The sequence below is a fragment of the Sphingomonas daechungensis genome, assembly GCF_039543105.1.
Classification (GTDB): Bacteria; Pseudomonadota; Alphaproteobacteria; order Sphingomonadales; family Sphingomonadaceae; genus Sphingomicrobium; species Sphingomicrobium daechungense.
The window spans coordinates 2410904-2427840 of sequence record NZ_BAABJC010000001.1; the positions used below are offsets into that span (position 1 = coordinate 2410904).

A 16937-nucleotide genomic window follows, 5' to 3' on the forward strand; every position below is an offset into this window, starting at 1 on the left:
TCGCGTTCCGTATTTCCAACCGACGCGAGTGCCAATGCCGCGAGCTGTAATCGTTATCCTGTTGCTGGTCCTTGTCCTGCTGGGCCTGCTGTTCTTCTTCTCGCGCCAGGCCGGCGAGCAGCCGACCCGCACCATCGAGGTCGAGGTCAACCGGCCTGCCAATGCGCAATAGCCGACTGCTTGCAGCGGTAGCCGTCGCCGCGATCGCCATTCCGGCGGTCGCGCAAATCGCTGCGCCGACCAACAGCGCGGCTCCGCCCACGCCAGCGGCCCCGGCACAGCCAGCACCAACCAGCCCGACGCCAAGCGCTCCGCCGGCGGAAGGGGTTGGCGAAAGCGAAACGGGCGTTGTCGAACTGGATACGGAGGAAGCGGCGGATCAACCTCCGCCGACGCCGGTCGAGATGCCCGGTTTCGCAAGGCGCGATTCTCGCCTGGTCGGGCGTCTCGATCCCGTCGACCTGGGCCTTGGCGCAAGTCCGTGGAAAGGAGCCAGCGGCGCGTTCCTGGCCAGCCTGATGCGACGCATGGGCACGCCGGTCGCATCGCGCTGGGCGCATATCGCGCTTCGCAACGCATTGCTGGCGCGTGCCGTCGCGCCGCGAAACGTCAATCCGGTCGACTGGGCCGCCGAGCGTGCCTGGCTGCTGCTGCGCATGGGCGAGGCCGATGCCGGGCGGATGATCATCGCCAATGTGGACGTCGACCGGTTCACGCCGCGCATGTTCCAGGTCGGGGTCGAGGGCGCTCTCGCCAATGCCGACCCTGCCGCGCTGTGCCCACTCCAGGACGGCATCCAGAAGGCCGATCCCAAGATTTTCCAGGTCGTCGACGCAATGTGTGCGGCGATGGCGGGAGAGCCCGAACAGGCCGCAGCGCAGGTGGACGCGGCGCGCCGTCGTGGCCGGATGACCGGGATCGACCTCGAACTCGCCGAGAAGGTGGTCGGCGCTGGCGGGAACACCAACCGGGCTGTCGATATCAAGTGGGACCCGGTCGACCGCCTCGACACGTGGCGGTTCGGCCTTGCCACTGCGACGGGGATGACGTTCCCGGATCGCCTGATCGCCGCCGCGCCCTCCCAGATGCGCGCGTGGCAGGCCGCCGCTCCGGTGATCGCGCCTTCCGACCGGCTGGCGTCGGCGCAGATCGCCGCTGGGCTCGGCGTCTTTTCGTCGCAGGCGATGGCCGACCTGTATTCGATGATTTACGATTCGACCGGCCCTGACGATCTACCGGGCACGGACGCCTGGCAGTTGCGTCAGGCTTTCGTCGGCAAGGACGTCGAGACCAAGCTCGCGGCGATGCGCAAGCTGTGGGGCAGCGACAAGGACTACCTCGAGTTGGAGGCCGCGCGGGCGACGCTTGGTCGGGCCGCGACCCTGATCGAGCCGGACAAGGCGCTCCAGGCCGATGCGCCCAATCTGGTCGCGTCGATGCTCGCCGCCGGCTTCGACAGGCAGGCCGCGCGATGGAGCCAGGCCGCCAGCCAGATGGACGATCAATATGCCGACCAGGTCTGGGCCATGCTCGCGCTTGGCGCTCCCGACGGAGCCGGCATCGACGTCAGCGCCGGGCGGATCAATTCGTTCATCGATCGCGACAATAGCGAGGGAAAGAAGCGCAGCGCCTTGCTCGTCGCGGGGCTCGCCGGGCTCGGCCGCATCGATCAGGAGACCGCGGGTCGGATCAGCGGACGCTCGGGCCTTCGTCTCGACCGACGCTCGCCGTGGACCCGGATGATCGATCGCGCCGCGGCGCTCGGGCAGGCGGGAACCGTGCTGGTGCTCACCGGCACCGGATTCCAGTCGCCGACGTTCGACGGTCTTCCGCCCGCGCACGTCTACCACTCGATCGCCGCCCTCAAGCGGACCGGTCAGGACTACATTGCGCGAATGATCGCCGCGGAAGCTCTCGCGCGCACGTGATGCCGGCGTGAACCTCGACGACAAAGCGCTCGTCGACCGCTTCCTGGACATGATGGCGGCGGAGGCGGGTGCGTCGAAGAATACGCTGGCAGCCTATCGCACCGACCTCGAACGCACGGCGGATTCGCTCGGCGGCGTTCTCGGCAGCGCCAACAGCGATGGTCTGTCGGGCCTCGGCAAGGCGTGGAGCGACCTTGCGCCATCGACTGTGGCTCGGCGGTCGGCGGCGCTTCGACGCTTCTACGGTTTCCTGTTCGACGAAGGCCTTCGCAAAGACGACCCCTCCGCCGCCCTACCGCGTCCGGCATTCGAGCGTCCGCTGCCGAAGATTCTCGATTCCGACGAGGTCTCCCGTCTGTTCGAAGCGGCCGAGGACCGCGCGTCCAGCGGCGAGCATCTCGCCGTTCGCAACCTCGCTTTGCTGGAACTGCTCTACGGTTCCGGACTGCGAGCGACCGAGCTGGTGAGCTTGCCCCGTGGTGCGCTCCGCGTCGGCCAGCCATTCCTGATCCTCAGGGGCAAAGGCTCCAAGGAGCGGCTGGTACCGATCTCCGGCCGTGCGGAGCAGGCGGTCGAGAAATGGCGCGCGGAAGTGCCGTCGGCTTCCCTGTGGCTGTTCCCCAGCGGCAAGTCGCACCTCAGCCGCATTCGCCTTTACCAGATCGTGCGGGCCATGGCCGCCGACGCCGGCATCCCGCCGGAACGGATCAGCCCGCACGTCCTCCGCCATGCCTTCGCGACGCACTTGCTGTCGGGGGGAGCAGACCTTCGCGTGGTCCAGTCGCTGCTCGGCCATGCCGACATTGCGACGACGCAGATCTATACCCACGTCGACAGCGCGCGCCTGATCGAGCTGGTCAACACGCGGCATCCGCTGGCCGACCGTCGTTGACGCGCACGTCAGGCCGCCGTACCCCGCGCGGCCAATGCAGACGTACCTAGATTTCGAAAAGCCGATTGCCGAGCTCGAGACCCGCGTTGCCGAGCTGAAAGACACGGCCACCAATGGCGAGATCGATATCGATCCGGAGATCGAGAAGCTCGAAGCCAAGGCGGCCAAGCTCCTGTGCGACACTTATGCCAAGCTGACGCCGTGGCAGAAGGCGCAGGTCGCCCGCCATCCGGAACGGCCGCACTTCAAGGACTATGTCGCGGGCCTCGCCGAGGACTTCGTACCGCTCGCCGGCGATCGCGGCTTCGCGGACGATCCGGCGATCGTCGGCGGCCTCGCCACCATCGGCGGTCACAAGGTCGTTCTGATCGGCCATGAAAAGGGCGACGACACCGCCTCGCGGCTCAAGCACAATTTCGGGATGGCGAAGCCGGAAGGCTATCGCAAAGCCATCCGCCTGATGCGCCTCGCCGACCGGTTCGGGTTGCCCGTCGTCAGCCTGGTCGACACTCCCGGCGCGTTTCCGGGCGTGCAGGCCGAGGAGCGCGGGCAGGCGGAAGCCATCGCCCGTTCGACCGAGGAATGCCTTTCGCTGAAGGTTCCGGTCGTTGCGGTGATCGTCGGTGAAGGCGGCAGCGGCGGAGCGGTCGCCATTGCCGCGGCCAACCGCGTGCTGATGTTCGAACATGCGGTCTATTCAGTGATTTCGCCCGAAGGCTGCGCCTCCATCCTGTGGCGCACGGCCGACAAGGCTGCCGATGCTGCCGAGGCGATGAAGATTACGGCGCAGGACCAGCAGGCGCTCGGCGTCGTCGACCGCATCGTGCCGGAGCCGCTGGGTGGAGCGCACCGCGATCCAGAGGAAGCGATCGCCAATCTGAAGGACGCGATCCTCGAGGAACTGAAGGGCTGCGGTGAGCTCGGCGGCGAGGACCTGTTGCGGCAAAGGCGCGCCAAGTACCTCGCGATGGCCTAGGCGCCACAGGAACCGCCTGACTTCATCTCTCGTTCAAGGTCGCAAGGGTTCAGTTACGGCCCCGTAGCGAAACAAGAGAGAGACCATGCGTAAGGCCTTTTTTCTTCTCGGCGGCGCGGCGCTTGCCGCCAGCTCCATCATTTATGCGCAAGTCCCCGGCCGGGTGCTGCCGCCGCGATACGTCCAGGAAAGCCAGCAGGAACATCCCAAGCTGGTGGACGAGTTCGGGGGAGCCGAGACGGGTCAGCGCGCTTCCTACGTCGATTCCGTCGGACGGCGGGTCGCGTCCTATTCCGGCGTTGCACCCAACGCATACCGTTTCACCGTGCTCAACTCGGCGGTCGAAAACGCCTTCGCGACGCCGGGCGGCTACGTCTACATCACCCGGCAGCTGATGGCGCTGATGGACGATGAGTCCCAGCTGGCCTTCGCGCTGGGCCATGAGGTCGGCCACGTCGCCGCCAATCACCAGCAGGCACGCGAGAATTATGCCCAGCGCAGCAGCGTGATGGGCGTGTTGGGCGCGATCCTCGGCAGCGTCATCGGCGGCGGGTTCGGCAATGCAGTGGCGCAGATGGCGACCACCCGGTCGCAGATGGCCACGCTCAGTTTCTCGCGCGACCAGGAATATCAGGCCGATACGCTTGGCCTACGTTATCTCGTCAATGCGGGATACGACCCGGCCGGCGCCGCCGGTGTCCTGGCCGCGATCACCCGGGCGACGGCGCTGGAAGCCCGCGTGCAGGGGCAGGACAGCCGCCAGACGCCGGAATGGGCGAGCACCCATCCGCTCAGCGAGAACCGGGTTCAGCGCGCCTCCCTGGAGGCTCGCCAGACTGGGCGCATTGGCACGGGGCAGAAGAACCGCGACCTGTTTCTCAACCAGCTCGAAGGCGTGTTCGTCGATGACGATCCAGCGCAGGGCATCATCGACGGCCGCACTTTTACCCATCCCGACCTGCGGATCTATTTCGCGGTGCCGCAGGGCTACCTGATGCAGAACGGTACGACCGAAGTCTCGATCAGCGGTTCGGCCGGGAAGGCGCAGTTCAGCGGCGGGCGCTACGACGGCAGCCTCGAGAACTATATCGGCCAGCTGTTGCAGGCCCTTGGCGGCGGCCAAGTGCGGATGTCGGTGCCGCCCGCGAGAAGGACGAGCGTCAACGGCATTCCCGCCGCCTACACGACCGCTCAAGCCTACACGCGGTCAGGAAGGGTGGACGTAAGCGTCTTCGCCTACCAGTGGAGCCCGAACACGGTGTATCACTTCGTGATGATCACACGGGGCGGCACCGGCTTTGCGCAGTTCGTGCCGATGGTGGAATCGATCCGCCGGCTAGGGCCGAACGAGGCGGCACAGATCCGCCCGCGCGTTATCCACGTCGAGACGGTGAAGCCCGGGGATACCGTACAAGCGCTTGCGAGCCGGATGGCCTATCGGACCTTCCAGCTCGATCGGTTCCTGTCGCTGAACAACCTGGCCGCGAACTCGAGGCTCGTGCCGGGTCAGAAGGTGAAACTGGTCGTTTACGGGTCCCGGCGCGCCTGAACGCGGCGCGCCGAACTGGGGTCCCTTAAGAGTTCTGAACGGCCTGTGAGATGTTGGTCCACATGCCGCCTGCTCCGCCGCCCATGGCGCGAAGCCCGCCCATCATCGCAATGACGATGAGCGCAGCGATTAGTCCGTATTCGATCGCCGTTGCGCCCTTCTGGTCGGTGCGCAACCGGCGAAAATTCCTTCGGATAGCGTCCACGCCACCCTCCTCTGGTCCACGTCCACGGAAGCGGGCTTACACTGTTACGGGTTAACAACTGATGCGATGCAGAGGTTAATGGAGCTTCATCCATGGCCGCCGGCCGGAGGCGTCCAGGCGGCGAAGTGAAGGATCTCGAAAGTCTCCTTCACCCGGCCGCCTTGCGCAGCCGATTGAAACTGCGCGGCCGCCGCCTCGGCAGCCGCCCGCGACAAAGGCTGCCGGGACCGGGATTTGAGGACATTGGTGGCGCCCATGGAGCGGAGGTCGCGAACGAGGTCGGCAAGTGACTTGTAGCTGACCATCACGCGATCGACATCGACGACCGGCATTGCGAAACCGGCCGAGGTGAGGAGCGCCGTGAACGGCGCTGCCTCGACCCGGGGGTGTGCATGCGGCGTTGCGCCGCCCATCCGCTCGTCGGCGGAACGCATGGCAGATCGAAGCGCCGGGAGAGTGTCGCCGCCGGACAGCGCGCCGATGAACAGGGAGTCGTCCTGAAGCGCAAAGCACATCGTCAGGAGCGCACGCGGGAGATCATTGGCCGTGTCGAGCCAGCCGAGGGCGATGACGAGGTCGTAGGCGCCGGGTTCGATGCCTGCGATGTCCTGCGGGGCGATAACCTCGACCGTGTCCGCATACGAACCGAGCTTCTGCGACCATCGAGGGTCGAATGTGCTCACCAGCAGGGCCGAGCGAAAGCGCCGCTGGATCAGGCTGAGGCGGTCGAGAATATCCTCGAACGCGCGCTCGTGCAGGAACAGCTCCGGGCCGCGCTTCAGCGCGCGCTGGCGGCGAAGTTCGCCAAGTCCCTCATCGAACAGCGCATTCGTCATCGAGGCGCTTGTGCGGCGGCGGCGGAGCGGCGACAAGGATTGAGTGGAGGCGGGACGGATCATTCGATCGGCGTGGAGGGAAGTGCTCGACTTCGCGCTCCCACCGCGATGCGGGGGTTGCGGACTGATCGTCGATGAGGTGCACAGCTTTTGTCCCGACTGCTGGACCAAGGTCGAGTTCCTCGGCGAGAGCGGCTGCTTGACCTGCGGAATGCCGCTGGAAGCCACCGATGCCGAGGAATGCGGCGCTTGCATCGCCAAGCCGCCGCGCATCCGGCGCACGCGCTCGGCCGTCGCCTATGACGACCTGTCGCGGAGTATTGCCATTCGTCTCAAGTACGGGCGCAAGGTGGCGCTTGCGCGGACGATGGCGCGCTACATGGCGCCGCTGGTCCGGCGCGACGAGCGGGCGATCCTCGTGCCTGTGCCGCTCCATCGCGCGCGGCTGTGGCAGCGCGGGTTCAACCAGTCGGCGCTTGTTGCGAACGAGCTTGCGCGGGCGACCGGCCTTCGCGCGGACCCGTACATCCTGCGCCGGGTGAAACGGACTCCGGCGCTGAAGGGAACGAGCCTGAACCAGCGCCGCAACGTGGTCGCGGGCGCGTTTGCAGTGAACAAAGCGGCGGAGCTTCAGGGGCGCGCGGTCGTTCTCGTCGATGACGTCCTGACGACGGGGAGCACCGCCAACGCCTGCGCCAAGGCGCTTCAGCGGGCCGGTGCCGACCGCGTAGAGCTGGTGAGCTGGGCGCGAGTGATCAAGCCGATGCAAGTGACCGAATGAGGAGCGAAGAGATTGGCCCGGGTGGAGATTTACGTGAAGTCGACGTGCGGATTTTGCTTCAGGGCACAGCAGCTGCTCGACGCCAAGGGCGTCGACTATGAGGCTTACGAGCTGAAGTGGGGCAGCCCCCTGCGCGAGGAGATGATCCAGCGCGCCCACGGGCGAACGACGGTGCCGCAGATTTTCATCGACGGCCAGCACATCGGCGGGTGCGACGAACTCTACGCGCTGGACCGCGAGGGCAAGCTGGAGCAATTACTGGCGGCGTGATGGTCAAGATCGCACTCTTCCAGTCGCAGACGGGCGTCGATCCCGCCGCCAGCGCTTCGCGCATGGTCGAGGCGGTGGCGACGGCCGCGGAGAGCGGCGCGGCGATGCTGTTCACGCCGGAAATGTCCGGTCTCCTCGATCGCGACAAGGAAAGAGCGGCACATAACGTCCGGCTCGAGGATAATGACGAGGTTCTCGCCGCGACGAGGGAAGCGGCGGCCAAGCATGGCATCTGGGTGCATATCGGTTCGCTCGCAGTGCGCACCGAGGGCCGCCAGTTCGCCAATCGCGCCTTTGTCATCGATCCGCGCGGCGAAGTGCGGGCGCGCTACGACAAGATTCACCTGTTCGACGTCGACTTGCCGTCCGGCGAAAGCTGGCGGGAAAGCAACGTCTACCGGCACGGCAGCGAAGTCGTGATCGTCGACGGGACCCCGGTCGGGAAGCTGGGCCTGACCATCTGCTACGACCTGCGGTTCCCTGCGCTCTTCGCGGCCCTTGCCGAAGCCAATGCGGACGTCATCGCGGTGCCGGCCGCGTTCACGGTCCCGACGGGCAGGGCGCACTGGGAAGTGCTTCTGCGCGCTCGTGCGATCGAGGCGGGCCTGTTCATCGTGGCTGCAGCGCAGTCGGGTCATCATGAGGATGGGCGCACGACCTACGGCCATTCCCTGGTCGTCGATCCGTGGGGCGAAGTGGTGCTGGACATGGGCGAGGGAAGTGCCGTGAAGACCGTCGACATCGACCTCAGCCGGATCACCGACGTTCGCAGCCGGGTCCCGGCACTCAGCCATCGCCGCTCGATCGGCGAAGCGGTCTCGCGATGATCGTCTTCGACCTTCGCTGCGATGAAGGTTGCGCCACGTTCGAAGGATGGTTCGATTCCAGCGAAGATTACGCGCAGCAGGCGCGGCGCGGGCTGGTGCAATGTCCCTATTGCGGCTCCGCCAAGGTTGCGAAGGCGCCGATGGCTCCGCGTGTCAGCCGCTCCGACGGTTCTTTTGCGGACGTCAAGGATGTGATCGGCGAAGTCGCGGCGCTGCAAGCGAAGATGCTCAGCAACTCAGAATGGGTCGGCGCTGACCTGCCGGATACGGCGCGGGCGATGCATCTCGGCGAGATGGAAAAGCGGCCGGTACACGGCCAGGCGAGTGCCGAGGAGGCCAAGTCGCTGGTCGAGGAAGGCGTGCCGATCCTGCCGCTGCCGCTTCCCGTCGTGCCGCCCGGCCAAGTGAATTGATAAAGCCGCGCCGGATGCCTATTCCGGCGCTCGGAGGCTCCGTAGCTCAGCAGGATAGAGCGACGGTTTCCTAAACCGCAGGTCGCAGGTTCGAGTCCTGCCGGGGCCACCATTTTGGTTCAGAGCCGAACGGGGACATGGCTGTAGAACATCAGGAAACGCGGACCGGGAATCTCTTCACGGCACATCCGCGCGCGCTTGGGATGACATGGGCCAGCCATGGTGCTGGAGCGGTCAGGATCGGTGCCGAGCTGATCGGTGCAGGCACGGCCTGCATCGTCCACGCGATTGTACCGGGCTGGTTCACCGAGACAGCGGGCCGAACGGTGATGCGGCTTCACGATCACATGGTGAAGCGCAAGGCCGGCGCGAAGAACCCGAACGCCTGGCCCGACTATGAAATTTGACCGCTTGCCGGTCGCGATTGTCGGTGGCGGCTTTTCGGGAACCATGGTCGCGGCGCAGCTCGCCCGCAAGGGGATCGACGCCGTCCTGATCGACGGCAGCGGACGGGCCGGGCAGGGCGTCGCGTATTCGACGTCAGATGCCGCCCACGTCCTCAACATCCAGGCCGACGTAATGAGCGCCTGGCCCGAAGACCTCGAGCATTTCCGCCGCGCGGTTGAGGATGAAGGCGCTACGGGGCGCGACTTCGTTCAGCGCCGGCAGTTCGGAACCTATCTGCGCGGAATCCTCGGCGAGGCGCTCGAAAGTGGCCATCTGCGCCTGGTCGAGAAGCAGGCGACCGAGGCTGAGCCGAGCGAGGACGGCTGGACGGTGCAGCTCGACAATGGCGACCGGATCGCCGCTCGCGGACTGGTCCTCGCGATCGGCAACCAGCCGCCGGAGAAGCTGCCGTTCGGCGGCGGGAGCGCCAGGGTCATCGACAATCCCTGGGGTCCGGAAGCGCGCGCCGCGATCCCCGCCCTTGCGTCATCCGGTGGGGATGTGATGCTTCTCGGTACCGGCCTCACGATGGTCGATGCCGTCCTTTCTCTCGACGCCGCCGGACATGGCGGCCGGATCGTCGCTCTGTCGCGCCGCGGATTGATCCCGCGCGGGCATACCGAGGGCTTTGCGCCTGCGCCCGTCGACGCCGAGGATATTCCGTTCGGAAATGTGCGGACGCTGTGGCGTTGGCTTCGCCGGCGCGGCGCGGAGATCGGCTGGCGTGCGGCGGTGGACGGAATGCGCCCGCACAGCCACCGGCTGTGGCAGACCCTTCCGCCCGAGGAGAAGAGGCGCTTCGCCCGGCACGCACGTCCGTGGTGGGACGTCCACCGGCACCGCATCGCGCCGGAAGTCGCCGCCCGCCTGCAGAGCCTGATCGCCGAGGGGCGGCTGACCGTCCTCGCCGGCCGCATTCAGTCGATCCGCGAGGAAGAGGACCGGCTGGTCGTCAACTACCGGCGGCGGGGCAGCAGCCAGGTCGCGGAGGATCGCTTTGCGTATCTGATCAACTGCACCGGACCACTCGGATCGATTGCCCGGACCCGCGATCCTTTGCTGAAAGGCATGCTGGCCGACGGCCTGGCAAGGCCGGACGAGATGGGCATTGCCTTCGACGTCGATGAGTTTTCGCGCATCGCCGGAGCGAAAAACGCGTGGGCAATGGGGCCCCTGACCAAGGGGAGGTATTGGGAAATGATTGCGGTACCCGATATCAGGGGCCAGGCGGCGGCCGTCGCCGACGACATTGAAGCGGAGTTGGGTCGATGAGCGTGGTCGAACATGGCGAGCCGGACGACGGCGATCTGGTCGAGTCCGCGCCTGCGCGTGAGATCCCCGCGGACGTCAGCGAGGCGATCCGCACCTTGATCCGCTGGGCCGGGGACGACCCGGAACGCGAGGGCCTGCTCGATACGCCGCGCCGCGTCGCCAAGGCGTGGAAGGAATATGCGCGCGGCTATGAGGAAGACCCGGCCGTCCACCTCAGCCGGACGTTCGAGGAAGTCGGCGGATACGACGAGATCGTGCTGCTGAAGGACATTCCGTTCCAGTCGCACTGCGAGCATCACATGGCGCCAATCATCGGCAAGGCGGCGATCGCCTATCTGCCGGGAGACCGCGTCGTCGGCATCAGCAAGCTTGCTCGCGTGCTTCACGGTTATGCGCGGCGGCTCCAGGTTCAGGAACGGCTGACCGCGCAGGTCGCCGATGCGATCTGGGACCATCTTCAGCCCAAGGGCGTCGCCGTGGTGATTGAGGCTAGCCACGCCTGCATGACGGCGCGTGGAGTGCAGACGCCGGGCGTAATGATGACCACCAGCCGGATGATGGGCACCTTCCGCGCGGACGAGCGGAGCAGGCGCGAGGTGCTTGCACTCATGGGGTACTAACCCTGATTTACTTTTCGTTAAACGCGCCTACTGTCCCCGCCCGGACGACCTCGCCCATGTCGTAAGACGGGGCCGCCCAGCCGAGGCGGCGGTCAATTGGGGCGCGCCCCTCGCATAGGGGGAACTCTCATGCGTCTGACCACTTCTACCGCAATTGCCGCAGCGCTCATTCTGTCGCTCGGCGCGTGCAAGGCCCAGGAAAGCACGGGGAACAACGAAGCCGCCGCCACGGCGCCGGCCGGCGACCTTTCCGCGATCGATGGCACGTGGAAGGCCGATCTTTCGACCCTGAAGTTCGAGCAGAAGCCGGATGAGTTCCTGCTGAAGGACGGCAAGTACAGCTGCAACACGTGCATTCCGCCGCTCACGGCAGTGGCGGACGGCCAGTTCCATCCGGTCGCCGACCGGCCTTACTACGACAGCCTCTCGATCAAGGCGGTCGACGACAAGACTGTCGAGTTCCACCGCAAGAAAGGCGACGCGGAAGTTTCCACGAACACGCTGACTGTGTCGGCCGATGGCAACACGCTCACCAACAAGTTCCACGATGCAACGACGCCGAACACGCCGATCGACGGTTCGACGACGCTGAAGCGCGCGGGCCCGGCGCCTGAAGGAGCGCACGCAATCTCCGGCCAATGGCAGCCGGAGCACATCGGCGACTACACGCAGGATGCGCTGAACACGACGTACAAGGTCGAAGGCAACAAGGTGACGTCGAGCGTTGCCGGGCAGACCTACACGGCCGAGATCGGCGGGCCTGAGGTGCCGATCGCGAACGACACCGGTGGGACTACCGTCAAGGTCGCCCGCGAAGGCGCCAACGGCCTTAGCGAAACCTTCAGCCGCGGCGGCAAGGTCGTCGGTATCGTCCTCACGATTCCCAGTGCTGACGGAAAGACGGTTGCGATCGTTAGCACCGATCCTCGCGACGGATCGAAATCCACCTGGACGTCGACGAAGTCCGAATAGGCTTGGGGAGGCGCCGGGCGGAGGGGAGAGCCGCCCGGCAGCTTTCATGGAGACGAGCCGCGCGAACGGCGTTTAGCGACCATGGCCAAGACGCCTGAGCGCAAGCAAAAGCTGAAAGTGTTCCGGACGCCGATCGGCTTCCACGACGCTTATGTCGCGGCGCCAAGCCAGAAGGCGGCGCTGGAGGCGTGGGGCGCGGACTCCAATATCTTCGCGCAGGGGATCGCCGAGCAGGTCACGGAGCCTGCCTTGATGGAGGAGCCGCTCGCCAATCCGGGCAAAGTGATCAAGCGCGTCCGCGGCAGCACTGACGAGCATTTCGCAGCGCTGGAGCGGGCGACTCCGACGGCGAAAGCGAAGCAGAAAGGCTCGGAGCCGGCGGCACCGAAGACGAAGCTCAAACCTCGGCCGAGCCGGGACGCACTCGACGAGGCCGAGGAAGCGCTTGAGAAGGCGGAGAAGAAACAGCGCAAGAAGATCAATGAGCTGGACGAGCGGATCCGCGAGCTGGAAGGAAAGCGCCGGGAGATGCAGCGCAAGCATGAGGCCGAGCGCGACGCGCTCTCCGGCAAGCGCGACCGGGCGAAGGCAGATTACGACAAAGCCATGCGCGACTGGCGCGGGTAGCTAGGTCCGTACCTCCCGGTCACCCGGGTGAACGCCCGGTCGCTGCGGCAAGATGAAGATCAGCGCAACGATTGCGATCGCCAATGCCGCGGACGCCATCGCCCGGCTCAGCTCGAGCCCGCCCTCGTCGAGCGGCTTGTCGAGGAAGTCGCCAACGGTAGCGCCGAGCGGGCGGGTGAGAATGAAGGCTGCCCAGAACAGCAGCACACGCGAAATGCTGGTCCAGTAATAGAGCGCGACCAGCACCAGCAAGGCGGCGCCGAACACGATCGCTCCGCCGGCGTAGCCAAGCGCGCCGTCCGCCGCCCAATCGCCAAGGGCGGTGCCGAGCGTCTGGGAGAAGGTGATGGTCAGCCAATAGAAGGCTTCGGCCTTTGGGCTGGCGACGGTGCTGACGTCGACGGTGCCGAGCGAGCGGTGCCAGGCGAACAGGGAGAGGAGCACGCAGCCGAGCAGGAGCAGTGATCCGCCTGGGTAACCGACGCCGAGGGAACGGTCGGCGAAGTCCGCAAGGGTCGTGCCCATCGTTGTCGAGGCGGCAATGGTCGCCCAGTACAGCCACGGATTGAAGCGCCTGGCCCGGATCTGCGCCCAGACCAGGATCAGCAGCAACGCTCCGAAGATTGCGGTGCCGATCAGGTAGCCGTTGGGTACCGGGTGGTCGGTCGTTTCTCCGAGCCACGACATGGTCACGGTATCGCCGGCGGTTTCGCCCAATGTGGTGGCGAGAATCTTGATGATCCAGAAGCCCAACGTGACCGCTGGAACCTTGGCCAGCGCGGCTTGCCGGACCTGCTCGTCGTTCATCGCGAAGCCCCCTTCGACATGGTTATTCCCGATGAAGGGCAAGTTTGGAAACCATCTTCTTCACTGGACTCATCAATAACATCCATTAGCTTCCGCGCGCCGAATCGCCCGAATGATAGTGGAGCCCGAATGGCCTACCTCGTGATCGGCTGCGACCTGAATGGGAGCGCGGCCGACCCCGTCCAAGGGGCGCTTGAATCGTGGGGCGCGGTGCGTCTCCTGGATTCGTTATGGCTCCTCGAGACGCCGCTAGGCGCCGGCTATGTCCGCTCGGCGCTCGAAGACGTCGTCGACGGCGGCGACCGGGTCGCGGTCTTCGCTATCCAGCCGGGGTCCGAATGGTCGGCCAGCAGCGAGGATTCGCCGGGGAGTAAATGGCTGCAGTCGAAGATCGGCGTTAATTAACATCTCGCAGTCTTCCTTACGGCCAAAAGTCTGTATGAGCCTTCGAGAGAATCGGCGCCGGCTCAGGAGGGCGGCGCCGATTCTCCCTTCCGGCCGCGTGCCCATAAAGCCGGAGGGGAAGCGGCCCGCTGATCGCTCGCGCGTCCGGGCCGCTTCATCCCTCCCGCGACGGCGCGCCCCACATCATGATGTCAAGTCTTGTTAACTGTGCCTGTTTGCAGGATGTCAATTAGACTTCACCTATTGGCCGGCTCGGGAACACGCTTTCGATGCGCAAACTCAGGGGCGGTTTCCAAGTGGAGTGCGGAGACCTGTTGCGGCTTTAGCCTGCTGGCGACAGGTCTCCTGTCACCCTCAGTCAACCCAACGTGGCCTACTGATAATCTACGGTGACGTTCATCGTCCCGCTGTAGAGTCCACCCGTCGTTGTCGAATTCACGGTGATCGACCCGCCGACCGAGAAATCGACCCCCGGCTGCCCGGAGTTCGGTATGGCAACCGTCGCCGGCGCGCTTAGCGTCATCACCAGCGTCTTGGTGCTGTCCGCCTGATTGACGAGCGTCACGTTCGGCGCAGAGATGCGCGCGACATTGTTGTTGCTTCCGACGATGTTGAACTTCGCCGCCTGCGCCGTGCCGGAGCAGGTCACGTTGGCACTGACGCACGTGCGCACGCCAGCCTGCGAGACCGAGATGGTTACGCCCGACCAGGTGCCGTTGTTAAGGACGATTGTGCCGAGGTCGAGGTCCTGCTTGGCGGTCAGAACGAGAGGCTTCACGACGGATGCCTTCACGGTCACCGTCGTGGTCGCGCTGCCGGGTGCGGCCACGGCCGGCGATGCCAACGCAGCACACAAGATCGCGCCTGGAATGAGCACCCGCCCCCACATGGGCCACGTGACTAGTCAAAGATGGTTAACATCATGCCAATTGTTTGCGCGGGCCGGGGCCCGGACTATTGTGGGCCATGCCTTTGATCATCGGCATCGCACTTGCGATCCTCGTCGCGCTGGCGATGCACCTCGCAGCATTCGATCGTGAGCGGTCGCTTTATCCCGTCATCCTGATTGTCGTCGCGTCTTACTATCTGTTGTTCGCGGCGATGGCGGGAGGTGAGGGGCTGCCAATTGAGATCGCCTTCTTCGCCGCGTTCGGGGCTGCGGCGATCGTGGGCTTTCGGACAAGCCTGTGGATCGTAGTCGTCGGCCTCGCCGGGCACGGGATCTTCGATTTTATCCGCCACGCATTTCTGCCGGGGAGCGGGGTTCCCGAATGGTGGCCGTGGTTCTGCATGGGCTTCGACGTCGCAGCGGCGGCGGCCCTCGCGATTCTTCTGTCGATGTCGCGACCACCAGCTCGTGGCCCGAAGGCCGCGAACTCATAACGAGCACGGTCACCCGCACGAAGCGGATGGCCGTGCCGTTTCCTTGAATGCTAGGCCAGCTGCGCCAGCTTTGGCTGTCGCCGGCGGCGGAGCGCGTAGCCCGCGACGCCGAAGCCGAACAGCATCATCGCCCACGTGGCCGGTTCCGGCACCGCTGGGGAGTCACCGGTGAGGTAAACCGCAGCGTTCGAGAAGCCCTCGGGGTAGTTGAGAGCGACCGAGCTTGCGCCCTGGGTGCCGAAGTCGAACAGCCAGAAGCCGGAGACGTTTCCGGCCGGGCCGTTCACGTTGCCAAAGTGCGCTCCGATGACCGTCAGGCCAAACAGGGTCTGGCCGAAATCGAGGACGTTGCCGGTCAGCGTTTCGACCTTGGTCGGATCGACGCTTGCCCAATTGCCGTCCCAGGTGAGGCCGCCCGGAAGGCCGGCGATCGCGTTTTGGGCGTTGGTGATGTCGGTCGGACTGCCGTTGATGAGGTTGCCGTCGTAATAGCCGGCGCAGGCAGTTGAACCGGTGAAGATTCCCGTGTCGCAAGGCGAGGTGACCGTCAGCATGGTCGAACCCTTGCCCGGCGGTGGAAGCGTTGACTTGATGTCCTTGGCTTGGGCCGTACCCGCCAACGACAAGGCTACGGCGAAAGCCGCTGCCAGACCCACTCGGCGCATCATATTCTCCTAGCGACTGGATGTCCTGCCGAGGGCGTGCCGCACTCAGCGGTGGGTAAACATGGCGTTAACCACCTAAGTTCCCACGGCTGTTGGAAAATTGGAGTTGTGTCTTTTCGGCACAGGTGAGGCGAGCCGATTCAGCGGCAGGTAATGTCAGATCGCGGCGGCGCGATCCTCCTGCAGGGATTGCGGCTCGCGGCGACCCTGCATGGCCGAGCGGAGCATCATCACCGCCGCATAGAGAACGACGACGATCACCATCCAGCGCAGCGTTTCGAGCGGCAAGGACTTCACGATGAATGCAGCAACGAACACCGCGGGAATCCCGCCGATCGCCATTCCGCTGACGATCCTGAGGTCGATCTCACCCATCGAGATGTGGCGGGCGCTTGCACCGGCGACGGCCATTGCCGCGCCGCCGGCCATGATCGGGAAGGCCAATCGCGGGTCCATGCCCATCAGGCTGAGCATCACCAGCGTCGGTGCGTAATTGCCGATGCCGAAGTTGAGCAGGATGCCGAAGATGAAATTGGCGACGATGGCGACGATCATCAGCGTCAGAGGAAGCGACGAAGCGGTGCCGCCGCCAGGCATCATGCCGAGATTGGTCAAAGTGTAGAGCCCCGCGGCGAGGATCAGGGCGCAGCCGACGACAAGCTGCACCACCCAAACCTTGGTCCGGACGACCATCGGCGCCCCAAGCAGGCCGCCCATCAGCAAGGCGATCATGCAGCCGGCGAGCAGCACGGGATCCACCAGTACGCCGAGCAGGACGAGAAAGATCACAGCCTGCGTGATCGTGGGCAGGGTGTGGCCGACCAGCATGGTGCAGGGGAGCAGGCGGTCCGGAACCAGCTTGCGGAACTTGAACCAGGCCATGCTCGGCGCAAACGAGCCGATGCCAAGCGTGTCGAAGAAATTGGTGACCGCGCCGAGAATGACCGCTTCGCCCTTTGGAACGATGCGGTTGGCTACGGCAACGCGGATCAACATTACCGAATAGACAAGTGCGCCGAGGCAAAGCGGGATCAGAAGCGCGATCAGCATGCATGTCCCCTG

The 16937-nt window shown here is 65.5% G+C and carries 22 protein-coding genes and 1 tRNA gene; 17 read left to right on the top strand and 6 right to left on the bottom strand.

Features of this window, described 5'->3' with window-relative positions; all coding sequences use genetic code 11:
* The first annotated feature begins 34 nt into the window (after positions 1-34).
* From ABD928_RS12545 to ABD928_RS12565, 5 genes are all read left to right on the top strand, one after another.
* The gene (locus ABD928_RS12545) at positions 35-172 is read left to right on the top strand and encodes a hypothetical protein (protein WP_223276421.1); all 138 of its coding nucleotides are present in this window, start codon (positions 35-37) and stop codon (positions 170-172) included.
* Entirely contained in the window at positions 162-1928 is a 1767-nt protein-coding gene (locus ABD928_RS12550; protein ID WP_345169282.1) for a hypothetical protein, read from the top strand. The genes ABD928_RS12545 and ABD928_RS12550 overlap by 11 nt, the downstream gene beginning before the upstream one ends.
* 7 nt (positions 1929-1935) lie before the next feature.
* Positions 1936-2820 carry a tyrosine recombinase gene (locus ABD928_RS12555; RefSeq protein ID WP_345169285.1) on the top strand — a complete coding sequence of 295 codons (885 nt, stop codon included), beginning with the start codon at positions 1936-1938 and terminating at the stop codon, positions 2818-2820.
* 34 nt (positions 2821-2854) lie between these two features.
* Entirely contained in the window at positions 2855-3796 is a 942-nt protein-coding gene (locus ABD928_RS12560; RefSeq protein WP_187714968.1) for an acetyl-CoA carboxylase carboxyltransferase subunit alpha, read from the top strand.
* Positions 3797-3881: 85 nt separating this feature from the next.
* Positions 3882-5345, top strand: coding sequence for a M48 family metalloprotease (locus ABD928_RS12565; protein WP_345169288.1), 1464 nt, complete (start codon positions 3882-3884; stop codon positions 5343-5345).
* A 25-nt stretch (positions 5346-5370) separates the two neighbouring features.
* Here ABD928_RS12565 and ABD928_RS12570 read toward each other — a convergent pair whose 3' ends face one another.
* Positions 5371-5550 carry a Flp family type IVb pilin gene (locus ABD928_RS12570; RefSeq protein WP_223276420.1) on the bottom strand — a complete coding sequence of 60 codons (180 nt, stop codon included), beginning with the start codon at positions 5548-5550 and terminating at the stop codon, positions 5371-5373.
* Between the two features lie 86 nt (positions 5551-5636).
* Positions 5637-6386 (bottom strand): hypothetical protein, encoded by a 750-nt coding sequence (locus ABD928_RS12575; protein WP_345169294.1) that lies wholly within the window; start codon positions 6384-6386, stop codon positions 5637-5639.
* Positions 6387-6429: 43 nt separating this feature from the next.
* Between ABD928_RS12575 and ABD928_RS12580 the strand changes: the two genes are divergently transcribed.
* From ABD928_RS12580 to ABD928_RS12625, 10 genes are all read left to right on the top strand, one after another.
* The gene (locus tag ABD928_RS12580) at positions 6430-7167 is read left to right on the top strand and encodes a ComF family protein (protein ID WP_345169297.1); all 738 of its coding nucleotides are present in this window, start codon (positions 6430-6432) and stop codon (positions 7165-7167) included.
* A 12-nt stretch (positions 7168-7179) separates the two neighbouring features.
* Positions 7180-7437, top strand: coding sequence for a glutaredoxin 3 (gene grxC / locus ABD928_RS12585; RefSeq protein ID WP_345169300.1), 258 nt, complete (start codon positions 7180-7182; stop codon positions 7435-7437).
* Positions 7437-8264 carry a carbon-nitrogen hydrolase family protein gene (locus tag ABD928_RS12590; protein ID WP_187714962.1) on the top strand — a complete coding sequence of 276 codons (828 nt, stop codon included), beginning with the start codon at positions 7437-7439 and terminating at the stop codon, positions 8262-8264. The genes grxC and ABD928_RS12590 overlap by 1 nt, the downstream gene beginning before the upstream one ends.
* Complete coding sequence (locus ABD928_RS12595) at positions 8261-8677, top strand: DUF1178 family protein (protein ID WP_187714961.1); 417 nt, start codon at positions 8261-8263, stop codon at positions 8675-8677. The genes ABD928_RS12590 and ABD928_RS12595 overlap by 4 nt, the downstream gene beginning before the upstream one ends.
* Before the next feature lie 35 nt (positions 8678-8712).
* A tRNA-Arg gene (locus ABD928_RS12600) sits at positions 8713-8789 on the top strand.
* Positions 8790-8814: 25 nt separating this feature from the next.
* On the top strand, positions 8815-9084 hold the full coding sequence (locus tag ABD928_RS12605) for a DUF6356 family protein (protein WP_187714960.1): 270 nt from the start codon (positions 8815-8817) through the stop codon (positions 9082-9084).
* A complete protein-coding gene (locus ABD928_RS12610) occupies positions 9074-10396 on the top strand; it encodes an FAD/NAD(P)-binding protein (protein ID WP_345169306.1) in 1323 nt (440 codons plus the stop codon). The genes ABD928_RS12605 and ABD928_RS12610 overlap by 11 nt, the downstream gene beginning before the upstream one ends.
* Positions 10393-11016 (top strand): GTP cyclohydrolase I FolE, encoded by a 624-nt coding sequence (gene folE, locus ABD928_RS12615; protein WP_345169309.1) that lies wholly within the window; start codon positions 10393-10395, stop codon positions 11014-11016. The genes ABD928_RS12610 and folE overlap by 4 nt, the downstream gene beginning before the upstream one ends.
* A 129-nt stretch (positions 11017-11145) precedes the next feature.
* Positions 11146-11988, top strand: coding sequence for a hypothetical protein (locus ABD928_RS12620; RefSeq protein ID WP_187714957.1), 843 nt, complete (start codon positions 11146-11148; stop codon positions 11986-11988).
* An 81-nt stretch (positions 11989-12069) separates the two neighbouring features.
* Positions 12070-12615, top strand: coding sequence for a hypothetical protein (locus ABD928_RS12625; protein WP_187714956.1), 546 nt, complete (start codon positions 12070-12072; stop codon positions 12613-12615).
* On the opposite strand, the gene ABD928_RS12630 is transcribed toward ABD928_RS12625, so the two are convergent.
* Positions 12616-13422: a COG4705 family protein gene (locus tag ABD928_RS12630; protein ID WP_187714955.1), complete on the bottom strand. Its 807-nt coding sequence runs from the start codon at positions 13420-13422 to the stop codon at positions 12616-12618.
* A 129-nt stretch (positions 13423-13551) separates the two neighbouring features.
* Between ABD928_RS12630 and ABD928_RS12635 the strand changes: the two genes are divergently transcribed.
* A complete protein-coding gene (locus ABD928_RS12635; RefSeq protein ID WP_345169314.1) occupies positions 13552-13827 on the top strand; it encodes a hypothetical protein in 276 nt (91 codons plus the stop codon).
* Between the two features lie 373 nt (positions 13828-14200).
* Here the strand turns inward: ABD928_RS12635 and ABD928_RS12640 are convergent, their stop codons facing one another.
* Positions 14201-14656, bottom strand: coding sequence for a DUF4402 domain-containing protein (locus ABD928_RS12640; protein WP_345169317.1), 456 nt, complete (start codon positions 14654-14656; stop codon positions 14201-14203).
* A gap of 137 nt (positions 14657-14793) precedes the next feature.
* On the opposite strand from ABD928_RS12640, the gene ABD928_RS12645 reads away from it, so the two are divergent.
* The gene (locus tag ABD928_RS12645) at positions 14794-15210 is read left to right on the top strand and encodes a hypothetical protein (RefSeq protein WP_187714952.1); all 417 of its coding nucleotides are present in this window, start codon (positions 14794-14796) and stop codon (positions 15208-15210) included.
* A 50-nt stretch (positions 15211-15260) separates the two neighbouring features.
* Here ABD928_RS12645 and ABD928_RS12650 read toward each other — a convergent pair whose 3' ends face one another.
* On the bottom strand, positions 15261-15875 hold the full coding sequence (locus ABD928_RS12650; protein ID WP_223276419.1) for a PEPxxWA-CTERM sorting domain-containing protein: 615 nt from the start codon (positions 15873-15875) through the stop codon (positions 15261-15263).
* Between the two features lie 156 nt (positions 15876-16031).
* Positions 16032-16925 (bottom strand): sulfite exporter TauE/SafE family protein, encoded by an 894-nt coding sequence (locus tag ABD928_RS12655; protein WP_187714951.1) that lies wholly within the window; start codon positions 16923-16925, stop codon positions 16032-16034.
* Between the last annotated feature and the right edge of the window lie 12 nt (positions 16926-16937).

What these genes read in the sequence shown, in the direction of transcription:
- ABD928_RS12610 (WP_345169306.1), top strand. Translation starts at nt 9,074, where the DNA reads ATGAAATTTGACCGCTTGCCGGTCGCGATTGTCGGTGGCGGCTTTTCG.
- ABD928_RS12620 (WP_187714957.1), top strand. Translation starts at nt 11,146, where the DNA reads ATGCGTCTGACCACTTCTACCGCAATTGCCGCAGCGCTCATTCTGTCG.
- ABD928_RS12545 (WP_223276421.1), top strand. Translation starts at nt 35, where the DNA reads ATGCCGCGAGCTGTAATCGTTATCCTGTTGCTGGTCCTTGTCCTGCTG.
- ABD928_RS12630 (WP_187714955.1), bottom strand. Translation starts at nt 13,422, where the DNA reads ATGAACGACGAGCAGGTCCGGCAAGCCGCGCTGGCCAAGGTTCCAGCG.
- ABD928_RS12565 (WP_345169288.1), top strand. Translation starts at nt 3,882, where the DNA reads ATGCGTAAGGCCTTTTTTCTTCTCGGCGGCGCGGCGCTTGCCGCCAGC.
- ABD928_RS12605 (WP_187714960.1), top strand. Translation starts at nt 8,815, where the DNA reads ATGGCTGTAGAACATCAGGAAACGCGGACCGGGAATCTCTTCACGGCA.
- ABD928_RS12550 (WP_345169282.1), top strand. Translation starts at nt 162, where the DNA reads ATGCGCAATAGCCGACTGCTTGCAGCGGTAGCCGTCGCCGCGATCGCC.
- ABD928_RS12590 (WP_187714962.1), top strand. Translation starts at nt 7,437, where the DNA reads ATGGTCAAGATCGCACTCTTCCAGTCGCAGACGGGCGTCGATCCCGCC.
- folE (WP_345169309.1), top strand. Translation starts at nt 10,393, where the DNA reads ATGAGCGTGGTCGAACATGGCGAGCCGGACGACGGCGATCTGGTCGAG.
- ABD928_RS12575 (WP_345169294.1), bottom strand. Translation starts at nt 6,386, where the DNA reads ATGACGAATGCGCTGTTCGATGAGGGACTTGGCGAACTTCGCCGCCAG.
- ABD928_RS12625 (WP_187714956.1), top strand. Translation starts at nt 12,070, where the DNA reads ATGGCCAAGACGCCTGAGCGCAAGCAAAAGCTGAAAGTGTTCCGGACG.
- ABD928_RS12560 (WP_187714968.1), top strand. Translation starts at nt 2,855, where the DNA reads ATGCAGACGTACCTAGATTTCGAAAAGCCGATTGCCGAGCTCGAGACC.
- ABD928_RS12650 (WP_223276419.1), bottom strand. Translation starts at nt 15,875, where the DNA reads ATGCGCCGAGTGGGTCTGGCAGCGGCTTTCGCCGTAGCCTTGTCGTTG.
- ABD928_RS12645 (WP_187714952.1), top strand. Translation starts at nt 14,794, where the DNA reads ATGCCTTTGATCATCGGCATCGCACTTGCGATCCTCGTCGCGCTGGCG.
- ABD928_RS12655 (WP_187714951.1), bottom strand. Translation starts at nt 16,925, where the DNA reads ATGCTGATCGCGCTTCTGATCCCGCTTTGCCTCGGCGCACTTGTCTAT.
- ABD928_RS12635 (WP_345169314.1), top strand. Translation starts at nt 13,552, where the DNA reads ATGGCCTACCTCGTGATCGGCTGCGACCTGAATGGGAGCGCGGCCGAC.
- ABD928_RS12595 (WP_187714961.1), top strand. Translation starts at nt 8,261, where the DNA reads ATGATCGTCTTCGACCTTCGCTGCGATGAAGGTTGCGCCACGTTCGAA.